Origin of the sequence: Kibdelosporangium phytohabitans, assembly GCF_001302585.1 — a bacterium.
GTDB classification, from domain to species: Bacteria; Actinomycetota; Actinomycetes; order Mycobacteriales; family Pseudonocardiaceae; genus Kibdelosporangium; species Kibdelosporangium phytohabitans.
On record NZ_CP012752.1, the window covers coordinates 5,740,931 to 5,756,181 of the forward strand.

Annotated in this window: 1 protein-coding gene (cut by a window edge); it reads left to right on the forward strand. The window is 71.2% G+C overall.

What is annotated here, in order from left to right:
• Positions 1-15,245, forward strand: partial view of a type I polyketide synthase gene (locus AOZ06_RS60250; protein ID WP_054291793.1) — the 3' portion only. The gene continues 3,109 nt to the left of window position 1, outside the view; the window shows 15,245 of its 18,354 coding nt (coding positions 3,110-18,354); its start codon lies off the left edge, out of view; the stop codon is at positions 15,243-15,245.
• Positions 15,246-15,251: the final 6 nt, after the last annotated feature.

Consider the following 15,251-nt stretch of genomic DNA (forward strand, 5'->3'; position numbering starts at 1 on the left):
ACTACGGCCCGGCGTTCCAGGGCCTGCGAGCGGCCTGGCGTGGCGACGCCGCACTGTTCGCCGACGTGGTACTCCCGGCAGGCCTGGACGGCGATTTCGGGATCCACCCGGCGCTGTTGGACGCGACCCTGCACGCGCTGGCGCGAGAACGACAGGGCATGCTGCCGTTCTCGTGGACGAACGCCACACTGCACGCCACCGGCGCCACGGCAGTGCGCGTACGGCTGACAGTGTCCACGGATTCCGTGTCCATCCTGCTGACGGACCATACCGGCCTGCCGGTGCTGACCGCGGACCTGTTGCTGCGGCCGTTCTCCCCGGCCGCGTTGCGCGGCACGGGAACCGGTGATCTGCTGCGGATGGACTGGGCGCCCGCGGACAGCGTGACCGGCCAACCCGCCGAAGTCGTCGCGGTGAACACGCCCGAGCAAGCCCTCGCCGTGCTGCACCGCCATCTCGACACCGGCACCCGGGTGGTGCTGCGTACCCGCAGGGCGGTCGCTGTCGTCCCCGGCGAGGACGTGGACCCGGTGGCGGCGTCGGTGTGGGGCCTGGTGCGCGCCGCACAGATCGAACACCCGGGCCGGTTCGTCCTGCTCGACTCCGACGAGGACGCGACCCCGGCCGAACCCCAGGTGGCGGTCCGCGGTGGCGTCCGGTACCTGCCGAGGCTCGTGCGGGCCGAAACCAGGCCCACGGACAGGTTGACGGGCACTGTGCTGATCACGGGTGGCACCGGGACGCTGGGTTCGCTCGTGGCCAGGCACCTGGTGGCCGAGCACGGTGTCCGGCGTCTCGTGCTGGTCAGCCGCAGTGGCGGCGAGCACGACCTCGACGGCTGCGATGTCGACGTCGTCGCCTGTGACGTCTCGGACCGGGCCGCGGTCGCCGCACTGCTGGACGGCATCGACGACCTGACCGGGATCGTGCACGCGGCCGGCACGCTCGACGACGGGATGCTGGACGCGATCACGCCCGGCCGCCTGGACTCGGTGTTCGCCGCCAAAGCGGTCGCGGCTCAGCACCTGCACGAGCTGACCGTGCACCGCGACGTGAAGTTCTTCGTGCTGTTCTCATCAGCCGCTGGTGTGTTCGGTGCGGCCGGACAGGCGAACTACGCCGCCGCGAACGCGTATCTGGACGGCCTGGCGGCACATCGCCGGGCGCAGGGACTGCCCGCCACCTCGCTCGCGTGGGGCCTGTGGCACGAGACCAGCGCCCTCACCCACGGCGTCGACCGGACGCGGATGTCCCGCGCGGGCGTCGCCGCGTTGTCCACAGAGGATGGTCTTGGGCTGTTCGACGCGGCGGTCGGCGGCGCGGACGCGGCCGTGGTCGCGGTGAAGCTGGACATCTCGGCGCTGCGCGCGGCCAGTGAGGTCCCGTTCCTGTTGCGTGGACTGGTTCCCCGCAGGATACGAGAAGCGTCGGCGGACGGCCGCGCGTGGCGTGACACGCTGCTGGCGTTGCCCGCCGCGGACCGGGATCGGGCGCTGCTGGAGATGGTCCGCACCAACGCGACCGTTGTGCTCGGCCTGCCGGAAACCGACCTCGTCCCCGCGGCCCGCGCGTTCCGGGAACTGGGCGTCGACTCGTTGATGGCGGTCGAACTGCGCAACCGGCTCGGCGCGGTGACCGGTCTCCGGCTGGCCGCCGCGGTCGTGTTCGACTACCCGAACCCGCTGGCGCTGGCCGAACACCTGCGTGCCCACCTGGTCGGCGACCACGCCACCGACGAACCAGTCCAGGCCGCACGCGTGGACCACGACCCGGTGGTGATCGTCGGGATGGCCTGCCGGTACCCGGGCGGGGTCGAGTCCCCGGAGGACTTCTGGCGGCTGGTGTCCGACGGGCGGGACGTGATCGGGGACTTCCCCGCCGATCGGGGCTGGCCCGCGGTCGGCTCGGTCAGCGGGCTGGGCGGTTTCCTCGACGACGCCGACCGGTTCGACGCCGCGTTCTTCGGGATCTCCCCGCGTGAGGCGCTGGCGATGGACCCGCAGCAGCGGCTGATGCTGGAAACGTCGTGGGAGGCGCTGGAACGAGCCGGGATCGACCCGCGGTCGCTGCGCGGCACCCGGACCGGGGTGTTCGCCGGGGTGATGGCGAACAACTACGCGAACCGCCTGACGGACGTGCCGCCTGACCTGCAGGGACACGTGCTGACCGGGAACACCGGGAGCGTGGTCTCCGGCCGGGTCGCCTACAGCCTCGGCCTGCAGGGCCCGACGCTCACGGTCGACACCGCGTGTTCGTCGTCGCTGGTGGCGCTGCACCTGGCCGCGCGGGCGTTGCGCTCAGGTGAGTGCACGCTGGCGCTGGCCGGTGGCGTCACGGTGATGGCCTCGGCCGATTCGTTCGTGGTGTTCTCGCAACAGGGTGTCCTGGCAGCCGACGGCAGGTGCAAGTCGTTCGCCGACGCCGCCGACGGTGCCAGCTGGAGTGAGGGCGTGGGAGTCCTCGTGCTCGAACGCTTGTCGGACGCGCGACGCAACGGTCATCAGGTGCTCGCGGTCGTCCGAGGCTCGGCGGTGAACTCCGATGGTGCGTCCAACGGGCTGACCGCGCCGAACGGTGTGGCCCAGCAGCGGGTCATCCGGGCGGCGCTGGCCGACGCCGGTCTGCGGCCGGGCGATGTCGACGTGGTGGAAGGGCACGGGACCGGCACGGTGCTCGGCGACCCGATCGAAGCCGGTGCCGTGCTGGCGACCTACGGCCAGGACCGCGACCGGCCGGTGCTGCTGGGGTCGGTGAAGTCGAACATCGGCCACACGCAGGCGGCGTCCGGTGTGGCCGGGGTGATCAAGATGGTCCAGGCCATCCGCAACGAACGGCTGCCGCGGACCCTGCACGTGGACCGGCCGTCCACGCGGGTGGACTGGACCGGCGGGGTCGACCTGCTGACCGAAGACCGTGAGTGGCCGCTCGACGACCGGGTCCGCCGTGCCGCGGTGTCCTCGTTCGGGATCAGCGGGACGAACGCGCACGTGATCATCGAACAGCCACCGGTCACCGCAGCTGTCGCGCCGGCTGACACGGAGACAGTGCCGTGGCTGCTGTCGGCGAAGACACCGGAAGCGCTGCGCGCCGCAGCCCGGCAGCTGGCCCGGCACGGCCACACCAACGCGGCCGACGTGGCGTACACCCTGGTCAAGGGGCGTGCCCTGATGGAGCACCGCGCGGTGGCGGTCGGAACGGCCGAGCAGGTGCGCCAGGCGCTCGACGCACTCGCCGACGGGCAACCGGATCCCCGGCTGGTCACGGGCGTGGACACCCACAGCCGGACCGTGTTCGTGTTCCCCGGGCAGGGGTCGCAATGGCTGGGTATGGGGCTGGAGCTGGTCGAGGGCTGCCCGGTGTTCGCCGAACGGATGCGGGAGTGCGCGACCGCCCTGTCACCCTTCGTGGACTGGGATCTGTTCGCGGTGCTGCGGGACGCCGAAGCGCTGGCCCGCGTCGACGTCGTGCAACCGGTGCTGTGGGCGGTGATGGTGTCGCTGGCCGCGGTGTGGGAGTCATTCGGTGTCACGCCGGACGCCGTGATCGGGCACAGTCAGGGTGAGATCGCCGCGGCCGTCGTGGCGGGTGGCCTGTCTTTGGCCGATGGCGCCCGGATTGTCGCGCTGCGGTCGAAGGCACTGCTTGCTTTGGCCGGTCGGGGCGGTATGGCCGCCGTCCCGTTGCCTGTCTCGGAGGTCGTGGGACTGATCGAGCCGTGGGGCGAGCGGCTGTCGATCGCCGCGGTGAACGGTCCGTCGTCCACGGTCGTGGCCGGTGCTGACGACGCTGTCGCGCAGTTCGTCGCGTCCGATGAGCGGGTGCGGCGGATCCCGGTCGACTACGCCTCCCACACCGCGCAGGTGGAGGCCGTCAAAGCGGAACTGCTGGACGTGCTGGCCGAGGTCACGCCCACGAGCGGCACGGTCGCGTTCCATTCGACCGTCACCGGTGAACGCCTGGACACCGCCGAACTGACCGCGGAGTACTGGTACCGCAACCTCCGCGACCAGGTCCGGTTCGACGAGACCGTACGCGGCCTGAGCGCCACCTTCGTGGAGGTGTCGCCACATCCGGTGCTCGCGCTGGGGATCGGCACGTTACGCCGCGACGACGGCGGCTGGGACCGTGTCCTGGCGTCGGTGGGAGAGGCCTGTGTCCACGGGATACCGGTCAACTGGGACCGCGCGCTCAGCGGCGGCCGTCTGACGGACCTGCCGACCTACCCGTTCCAGCGCGAACGCTACTGGCTGACGCACACCCGCACGGGAGACGTCACGGCGGCTGGTCTCGGCAACGCCGGTCACCCGTTCCTCGGCGCCACGGTCGATCTCGCTGACGACGACCGGATCGTGCTCACCGGGCGGATCGACCCGGCGGCACACGACTGGATCGCCGATCACAAGATCGCGGGCAAGACCGTCCTCGCCGGAACAGCTCTGCTGGACCTCGCCCTGCACGCGGGCCGGACAACCGGCTGCGACCGTGTCGACGAGCTGACCCTGCACAGGCCGCTCGAAATAGCCGGTGACACACGCGTCCAAGTGGTCGTGGACGCCCCGGGCGAATCCGGCCGCAGGTCGTTGACGGTGTTCGCCGACACGGCAGGGGAGTGGACCACGCACGCCACCGGTGTGCTGGCACCGGCCGAGTCAGCCGCCTTCGACGTGGTGATTCCGCCTGACGCCGAGGAGATCGGCACCGACGGGCTGTACGACCGGTTCGCCGACGCGGGATTCGACTACGGGCCGCACTTCCTCGGCCTGCGACGAGTGTGGCGGCGAGGAGACGAGCTGTACGCCGAGGTGCAGCTCTCGGCACGGGGATTCCCCGTGCACCCGGCCCTGCTCGACGCGGCCTTGCACCCGCTGGGGTTCGCGGACATCACGGCGGGCTCGGTCCCGTTCTCCTGGACCGGTGTCACCCGGTTCGCGGACGCCGACGCACTGCGCGTGCGATTGAGGTCGTCCGGCACAGACACCGTCTCGATCCAGGCCGTCGACACGGATGGACGGCCGGTTTTCGAGGCTCGTTCGCTGGTCGTTCGCCCGTTGCGGTCGTCTGACGCGTTGTTCCGAGTCGAATGGCACGAGCTGGCGGCCACGACGACCACAGTGGACATCCCTGTGCTGGACGCGGATTCCGTGTTCGATGTACTGCCGGTTCTGCAGGAGCACATCGCCGACGGGACCAGGCTGGTGCTCCGTACCCGGCGTGCCGTGGCCGTCGAGCCGGGGCAGGACGTGGATCCGGCCGCGGCTGCGGTGTGGGGCCTGGTCCGTGCGGCGCAAACCGAACACCCCGGCCTTTTCGTCCTCGTGGACTCCGACGAGGAAACCGCGCTCGTCCACGATGAACCTCAAATCGCCATCCGTAACGGCGTCGCCCGCGTCCCTCGGTTGGCGCGTGCCACAGGAGCGCCACGGACGCTCAGCATCGGCACGGTGCTGGTCACGGGTGCGTCCGGCACGCTCGGTCGATTGATCACGCGGCATCTCGTTCTGGCACATGGTGTTCGTGACCTTGTGCTGGTCAGCCGCAGTGGCAGGGACGACGCCGACGAGCTTCGTGCACTGGGCGCGAGCGTGCGAGTGGTGGCGTGCGATGTGTCCGACAGGGACGCTGTCGAGACGACGCTCGCGGGCATCGACGGGCTGACCGGTGTCGTGCATCTGGCCGGTGTGCTCGCCGACGGAGTCGTGGAGTCACAGACCGCGGATCACCTGCGGACCGTGTTCGGGCCGAAGGCCGACGCGGCACGGCACCTGCACGAGCTGACCGGCGATCTGGACTTCTTCGTGTTGTTCTCGTCGGCGTCCGGGGTTCTCGGCGGTGCCGGGCAGGCCAGCTACGCGGCAGCCAACGCCTACCTCGACGGCCTCGCCCAGCACCGGCGGGCCACGGGCCTGCCCGCCACATCCCTGGCCTGGGGACTGTGGGACGAGCGCAGCGCACTGACCGCGGGGATGACCGGCACCGGACTGTCCACAGAGGAAGCACTCGGTCTGTTCGACGTGGCGCTGGGCAGCGCCGAACCCGTCCTGGTGCCCATGCGTCTGGACACAGCCGCCGTTCGTGCCGGGGGCCCGGTACCGCCGATCCTGACAGGCCTGGTGAAGCCCAAGCGGGTGGCCGCGCGACCGGCGGACCTGCTGGAGTTGGTTCGCGCGCAGGTCGCGGCCGTGCTCGGCCTCGCAGGGCCGGGCGCCGTCCAGGTCGACCGGCCGCTGCGGGAAGCCGGTTTCGACTCGTTGCTCGCGATCGACCTGCGCAACCGTCTCGGCACGGCGACCGGGCTCCAACTGCCTGCCACGACGGTGTTCGACTACCCGACGCCCGAAGCGATCGCGGACATGCTGCGCGAGCGGCTGCACGGCAGCAAGCCCGCACCCGCGCGGCCAGCGGTGGCCGCCCTGGACGGTGATCCGGTGGTCATCGTCGGGATGGGATGCCGCTACCCGGGTGGTGTCACGTCTCCCGCCGACCTGTGGCGGTTGGTACTCGACGGCGTCGACGCGGTGTCGGCGTTCCCCGGCGACCGTGGTTGGCACACCACGCAATCAGCCACCCAGCAAGGCGGATTCCTCTACGACGCGGGCCACTTCGACGCCGGGTTCTTCGACATCTCGCCGCGTGAGGCCAAGGCGATGGACCCCCAGCACCGGCTGCTGCTGGAAACCTCGTGGGAAGCGCTGGAACGAGCCGGGATCGCGCCGTCGTCGCTGCGCGGCAGCCAAACCGGTGTCTTCACCGGCGTCATGCACCACGACTACCAGGGCAACGGCAGCACAGGCAGTCTCGCGTCCGGCCGGATCGCCTACACCTACGGCCTGGAAGGACCAGCCCTCACCGTGGACACGGCGTGCTCGTCGTCGCTGGTGGCGTTGCACCTGGCGGCGCAAGCACTGCGCTCGGGTGAGTGCACGCTGGCGCTGGCCGGTGGTGTCACGGTGATGGCGGGCGCGGAGCTGTTCGTGGAGTTCACCAAGCTGGGCGGACTGTCCGCCGACGGGCGATGCAGGTCCTTCGCCGCGGGAGCGGACGGCACCGGCTGGGGCGAAGGCGCGGGTATCCTCGTCCTGGAACGGCTTTCCGACGCCCGCCGCAACGGCCACCCGGTACTGGCGGTGGTCCGCGGCACGGCCGTCAACTCCGACGGCAAGTCGAACGGCATCACCGCGCCGAACGGCCCGTCGCAGCAACGGGTGATCCGGCAGGCGCTCGCGAGCGCGGGCCTCCGAGCGTCTGATGTGGACGTCGTGGAGGGGCACGGAACGGGCACCTCGCTTGGCGACCCGATCGAAGCCCAGGCCCTGCTGGCCACCTACGGGCAGGACCGCGACCGGCCGTTGCGGCTGGGGTCGGTGAAGTCCAACATCGGCCACACCCAGGCCGCCGCCGGGATAGCCGGGGTGGTCAAGATGGTCGAGGCCATGCGGCACGGCATCGTCCCGCCGACGCTGCACGCGCACGAACCGTCCACCGAGGTCGACTGGACGGCGGGGAACGTCGAGCTGGTCACCGAGCCGGCTCCGTGGCCGAGGAGCGGTCGGCCGGGCCGGGCCGCGGTGTCGTCGTTCGGGCTCAGCGGAACCAACGCACACGTCATCCTCGAACAAGCGCCGCCGCCGCCCGAACCGACCACTGTGGAGGATCGGCTGCTGCCGTTCCCGGTGTCGGCACGCACCGAGGAAGCCTTACGTGACCAGGCACGGCGGTTGCTCGGAGCATCGGCCCGGTCCCTGGACATCGCCCGCACGCTGGCCACCCGGTCGTCGTTCGAGCACAGGGCGGTGCTTCTCGCGGCGAACGACGCGGACCTGTCCGCGCAGTTGACCGACTTGGCCAACGGGCACACGCCGTCCACCCCGCGGAGCACCACGGCGTTCTTGTTCCCCGGCCAAGGCGCGCAACGCCTGCGCATGGGACACGAACTGTACGGCCGGTTCGGCGTGTTCGCTGAGGCGTTCGACGAGGTCGATGCCCTGCTCGCGGTGAAATCGACGGTGTTCGGCGACGATCAGGACCTGCTGGACCAGACCCGGCACGCCCAGGCGGCACTGTTCGCCGTGGAGGTGGCGCTGTACCGGCTGGTGGAGTCGTTCGGGCTGCGCCCGGCGTTCCTGCTCGGGCACTCCGTCGGTGAGGTCGCCGCGGCACACGCCGCCGGGGTGCTGTCGTTGCCGGACGCGTGCGCGCTGGTCGACGCCCGTGGCCGGTTGATGCAGCAGTTGCCTGAAGGTGGGGCGATGGTCGCGATCAACGCGCCCGAGGAGGACGTCCTGGCCTCGTTCAACGGAGAAGCCGGGCGCGTTGTGGTCGCGGCTGTCAACGGACCGGCGGCCACGGTCGTGTCCGGCGACGAACAGCCAGTGCTGGACGTGGCCCGCCGGTGGACCGAACGCGGTGTCCGCACGAGGAGACTGCGGGTCAGTCACGCGTTCCATTCACCGCGGATGGACGACATGCTCGCACGGTTCGCCGCCGAGCTGTCCGGCCTGTCGTTCGCGGAAGCCCGGATGCCTGTCGTGTCCACTGTCACCGGCGAGCAGGCCGGTGCCGAGTTCAGCACTCCCGGGTACTGGGTCGATCAGGTTCGCAAGCCGGTGCGGTTCGCGGCCGGGATCCGGACGCTGCACGAGCTGGGAACGGGCTTCTTCCTGGAACTGGGTCCGGGTGGCGCGCTGGCCGCCGCCGTGCCGGCGTCCGTCGAGGGCGCGGTCGCGGCCCCGGCGCTGCCCAGGGACAAACCCGAGGTGGACAGCGTCCTGGCTGCGGTCGGCCAAGCGTATGTGCGGGGCGCGTCCGTGCACTGGGACGGAGTGTTCCACGGCACCGACGCGCAGCTGGTCGAGCTGCCGACCTATCCGTTCCAGCGCAAGCGGTACTGGGCTGGTGCGACGTCCACACAGCAACTCCCGCGGTACCGGGTGGAGTGGCAACCGGTGGCGGACCCCGCCGGCACGTGCTCCGTGCTGGCGGTCGGCCCCGCCGGGCACCCGTGGCTGTCGTCGTTCCCCGCCGTGGCGAGCCCCGCTGCCGTGGTCTGCTTCCATAGCAGCCCGGGCCAAGTCCTGGAGGTTGCCCGGCAGTACCCGGGCTGTCCACTGTGGCTCGCCACGACCGGTGACACACCGGGTGACGCGATGCTCGAAGGCCTCGGCCGGGTCATCGGGCTGGAGCACCCGGGCTCGTGGGGCGGCCTCGTCAACCTGCCCGCCGACCCGACCGGCCAGGCCGTCGCACGACTGCACGGCGTGATCGCCGACGGCCGGGAAGACGACGTAGCTGTGAGGGACTCGGGCGTTGTGGCACGGCGGTTGGTCCAGGTGACGGACGTTGTGCCGCGCAGGCGTTGGCAGCCGCGCGGAACGGTCCTGGTCACCGGCGGATCCGGCAGTCTGGCAACCCATCTCGCGCGGTGGCTGGTCGACAACGGCGCTGAGCGAGTCGTGCTGGCGAGCCGCAGTGGCCGCGTCGACCCGGACCTGTCCAGCGTCACGGGTGTGGCGTGCGATGTGGCGGACCGCGCGGCGGTGCGCGGGCTGGTGAGCTCGATCGTCAACCTGACCTCGGTGTTCCACGCGGCCGGTGTGGCGGTCACCCGGCCGGTCAGTGCACTGACCGCGGCCGAGTTCGCGGAGGAGACCGAGGCCAAGGTCCGTGGCGCGGACAACCTCGATGCCGTGCTGGACCGGCCGCTGGACGCGTTCGTGCTGTTCTCGTCGATCGCCGGAGTCTGGGGCAGCGCGGGCCAAGGTTCGTACGCCGCAGCCAACGCCTACCTCGACCGGCTCGCCGAGACCCGCCGTGCCAGGGGACTGACCGCGACCTCCATCGCGTGGGGACCGTGGACGAGCGGAATGGGCGGCGGATCGGACACGCTGCGGCGGCACGGCCTGCGCCCGATGCCGCCCGAGACCGCGCTGGCCGAACTCCAGCGGACACTCGACGCCGACCAGACGACAGTGGTCGTGGCCGACGTCGACTGGGACCGGTTCGGCTCCCTGTACACCGCTGCCCGGCCACGCCCACTCATCAGTGCGCTGTACGCGCCCCAACCGGTGGAACACGCCCCGACGGCGACAGCGTCACTGGAGCTCGTACGCGCCCACCTCGCGCGGGTGCTCGGATACGACTCGGCACACGACGTCCAGCCCGGCCGGAACTTCCACGAGCTGGGATTCGACTCGGTCACGGCGGTGGAGTTCCGCGACCAGCTCGGCAAGGCGCTCGGCCGTGACCTGCCCGCCACGCTCGTGTTCGACCACCCCACGCCCGAAGCGCTCGCGTCCTGGCTCAGCGACGGTTCGGTGCAACGCACGGACGATGTCACGGCGGCCAGTGCCGAGCCGATCGCGATCGTCGCGATGAGCTGCCGGTATCCCGGTGGGATCCGGACACCCGAACAGCTGTGGGAGTTCGTCGAGGCGTCCGGCGACGCGATCGGGGCGTTCCCCGCCGACCGCGGCTGGGACCTCGACCGGCTCTTCGACCCCGATCCGGACACGCCGGGCCGCAGCTACGTCAGGCACGGCGGGTTCCTCGACGACGCGGCCGGGTTCGACGCCGGGTTCTTCGGCATCGGGCCGCACGAGGCACTGGCGATGGACCCGCAGCAGCGGCTGCTGCTCGAAGTGTCCTGGGAGGCACTGGAACGCGCGGGCCTGGACGTGGGTTCCCTGCGAGGCAGCCGGACGGGCGTGTTCGTCGGCTGCGGCCACCAGGACTACGCCGGGGCAGCGGTGGACGCCGCACTCGAAGGGCACGTCGTCACCGGCAACTCGGCCAGCGTCGTGTCCGGGCGGCTGGCGTACACGTTCGGCCTGGAGGGGCCCGCGGTGACAGTCGACACCGCGTGTTCGTCGTCCCTGGTCGCGATCCACCTGGCCGCGCAGTCGCTGAAGTCGGGGGAGTGCTCGCTCGCTCTGGCCGCCGGGGTCACCGTCATGGCCACCCCGGACGCGTTCGTCATGTTCAGCAGGCAACGAGCGTTGGCACCGGACGGCAAGTGCAAACCGTTCGCGGCGACCGCCGACGGCACGAACTGGTCCGAAGGCGTGGGCGTGGTCGTGTTGGAGCGCCTGTCGGACGCGCAGCGCCACGGTCACACCGTCCTCGCTGTCCTGCGCGGCTCGGCCATCAACTCCGACGGCGCCAGCAACGGTCTCACCGCGCCCAGCGCCTCGGCGCAGCAACGGGTGATCCGCCAGGCGCTCGCCACCGCTGGCTTGTCCACGAAGGACATCGACGTTGTGGAGGCGCACGGGACCGGGACGGCACTGGGTGACCCGATCGAGGCCCGAGCCCTCGCCGCCACCTACGGCCAGGGACGTGACCGGCCGTTGTGGCTGGGATCGGTGAAGTCCAACATCGGCCACACCCAGGCGGCGTCCGGCGTGGCCGGGGTGATCAAGATGGTGCAGGCGATGCGGCACGAGTCGCTGCCCCGCACGTTGCACGCCGACGAACCGACCCCGCACGCCGACTGGACCACACTGCGGTTGCTCACCGAGCCCGTGCCGTGGCCACGTGCCGGCGGCGCGAGGCTCGCGGCGGTGTCGTCGTTCGGTGTCAGCGGGACGAACGCGCACGTGATCCTGGAACAGCCGCCGTTGCCGGAGCCGGAACCGGAACCAGTCGACGGGCCCGCGCTCTGGGTGTTGTCGGCCCGCAGCCGGGAAGCGCTGCGCCAGCAGGCCGACCGGTTGCGCGCCCAGGACTTCCACCCCCAGGATGTGGCGGTCACGCTGGCCACGACTCGCCGGTCCCACGAGTACCGCGCGGCGATCGCCGGCACGAGCCGGGACGAGTTCGTCTCGGGCCTCGAGGGGTTGCGAGCCGGGCGTGCGGTGAACGCGGAACGGGTCGCGTTCCTGTTCCCCGGGCAGGGCAGCCAGTGGCTGGGGATGGCCGCGGACCTGATGACGTCCTCGCCGGTGTTCGCCCGCCGGATGCACGGATGCGCTGAGGCGCTGGCGCCGTACGTCGACTGGCAGCTGATTGACGTCCTGAACGACGAGGCCGCGTTGCGCCGGGTGGACGTCATCCAGCCCGTGCTGTTCGCGGTCATGGTGTCGCTGGCCGAGGTGTGGCAGTCCTGGGGTGTGCGGCCGGATGTCGTGATCGGCCACAGCCAGGGCGAGATCGCAGCGGCCTGTGTCGCGGGCATGCTGTCGTTGCCCGATGCCGCACGGGTCGTGGCGCTGCGGTCCCGGGCGTTGGCGGAGGTGGCGGGCAGCGGCGGCATGCTGGCGGTCGCCCTCAGCCCTGAGCAGATCAACGGTCCTGGCCTCTCGATCGCGGCGGTCAACGGTCCCCGGTCGACCGTGGTGTCCGGCGCGGTGGACGCGATCGAGGACTTCGCCGCGGCTTGCGAGCGAGACGGTGTCCGTGTCCGCCGGGTCGAGGTGGACTACGCGTCGCATTCCGCGCAGGTCGACGCCATCCGAGCGCGTCTGCTGGCCGATCTGGCGCCGATCGAGCCCCGGCAAGGCCACACGCGACTGCTGTCCACGGTCACCGGCGAACCAGTCGACGGTACAGGCCTGACAGCCGACTACTGGTTCCGCAATCTGCGGGAGACCGTCCTGTTCGCCGACACCGTACGGGCCGCGGTGCTGGACGGGCACCGGTGCCTGGTGGAGGTCAGCCCGCACCCGGTGCTCACCATCGGTGTCCAGGAAGTCATCGACGACCTGGGCGCCGACGCGAGCATCGTGGCGTCGCTGCGGCGCGGGGACGGCGGCAAACAGCGCATGGTGAGCGCGCTCGGCGAAGCCTACGTAGCCGGAGCAGACCCGGACTGGAAGGCGTTCTTCGCCGGCTCCGGCGGCCGTGTCGTGGACCTGCCGACCTACGCCTTCCAGCACGAACGGTTCTGGCTCGCCGGTCGCGGCCGTACCAGGACACCCGACGAGCACCCGATCCTCCGATCCACAGCGGAACTGGTGGACGGCGGACAGGTCGTGCTGGCCGGGGACCTGTCACCCACGCAACAACCGTGGCTGGCCGACCACCAGGTCGCTGGGCAGACGTTGTTCCCCGGCACCGGATTCGTCGAGATGGCCGCGTACGCCGGTGACCGGCTGGGCTGCCCGCGGATCGACGAACTCGTCCTGCACCAGCCCCTGATCCTGACCGGGCCGGTGCGGATCCAGGTGACCGTGCGAGCGCCGGACTCCGGTCGCCGCCGGTTCACCGTGCACTCCCGTCAGGACGACGCGTGGGTCGAGCACGCGTCCGGTGCTCTCGTGCCGTCGCGGGCCGTCGAGGCGATCGGTACCTGGCCCGTGCTCGCCGAGACCAGCGGTTTGTACGAGCGGCTCGCGGACGCGGGACTCCGGTACGGCCCCGCGTTCCAAGGCGTGCGGGCCGCCGTGCAGCACGGCGACACGGTGTTCGCGGACGTGACCGTGCCGGTGGACGGCGAGTTCATGGTGCACCCAGCACTGCTGGACGCCACCTTGCACGCGGCCGGTCTCAACGGCGGCAGCGAGGCGGCGTTGCCGTTCTCGTGGAGCGGAGTCGAACTCCGGCGGACGTCCTCGAAGTCCCTGCGTGCCCGGTTGTCGTTGACAGACAGCGGTATCGCGCTGGTCGCGACCGACGAGTCCGGCCTGCCGGTCTGCACGGCCGAGTTGGTGACACTGCGCCCGATCGCGACTGGATACGCCCGTCCGGACTCGATGTACCGCGTCGAGTGGCTCCCAGCCGGAAACGCTGGCACAGCCGGGAGCGTGGGCACAGCCGGAAACGTCACCACGATCGCCCCGGCGAACGTTCGCGAAGCGTTGACAGCGGTCCAGGAAGCGATCACCGCCGGGACCAGGCTGGCTGTGGTGACGCGCGGGGCGGTGCACACCGGGACACCGGACCCGGACGCTGCCGCCGTGTGGGGCCTTGTCCGTTCGGCTCAGGCCGAGCATCCGGGCCGTTTCCTGCTGATGGACACCGACGCCGACACCGTGCCCACCGCATCGGATGAACCGCAGGTGTGCGTCCGTGACGGTGTGACGCTGGTTCCCCGCCTCACCCGGGTCGCGCTGACCGGCGAACAGTGGCAGCCCAAGGGAACCGTCCTGATCACCGGCGGCACCGGCATGGTCGGCACCGCCGTTGCCCGGCACTTGGCCGGGCGGGGCGCGACGAAGATCGTCCTGGTCAGCCGGTCGGGCGTGGCGGACGTGTCCGGCATCGACGCCGATGTGGAAGTCGTCGCGTGCGACGTGGCCGATCAGGCGGCCATGGCGAAGGTCCTGGCAGCGCATCCGCCCACGGTGGTCGTGCACGCCGCGGGCCTGCTGGACGACCACCCGGTAGCCGACCTGACAGCCGAGCACCTCGACCGCGTCCTGCGGCCGAAGGTCGACGGTGCGCGAGTGCTGCGGGAGCTGACCCGGGACTTGGACCTGTCCGCGTTCGTGTTGTGTTCGGCGGCCGCGGGTGTGTTCGGCGCGCCGGGGCAGGCGAACTACGCCGCCGCGAACGCGGCCCTGGACGCGTTGGCACACACCTGGCGCGCCGAGGGTGTCCCGGTGACCTCGCTGGCGTGGGGTTTCTGGGAGAGCCGCAGTGGCATGACAGGTCATCTCAGCGACGCTGACTTGGCCGCGATGCGGGCCGGGGGAGTCGTCGCACTGTCCACACCGGAAGCGCTGGCCCTGTTCGACGCGGCACTGGCCACCGGGGAACCCGCGCTGGTGCCGATCCGGCTCGATCTCACGGCATTGCGCCAGGACACCGCGCCCGTGATGCTCCGCTCGCTGGTGCGTGCTCCCGCCAAGCAACGGGTCGACTTCGCGGGCCTGCCTGACGAGGACCGTGCACGGGCGTTGCTCGATCTGGTACGCGGCCAGGCGGCCGACGTGCTCGGGCACTCCTCGTCGAGCGCGATCCCGGCGGGCAGGGGCTTCACCGACCTCGGATTCGACTCGCTGTTCGCGGTGCGGCTGCGCAACCGGATCGCCGAGCTCACCGGGCTGACCCTGCCCGCGACCGTCGTCTTCGACCACCCGACACCCACCGCGCTGGCCGGTCACCTGACCGGCCTGCTCGCCCGCCCGGCCGGTCCGTCCGAACTGGACACCCTGGCCGCACGGATCACCGAACTGGCGAGCACACAACGGGACGCGGTCGCCGCCCGGCTGCGGGAACTGCTGACAGGCATCGACGAGGACCAGGACGTGCTGGCGGCGTCGGACGACGACCTGTTCGACATCCTCGACAACGAACTCGGAACGCGTTAGGCAACC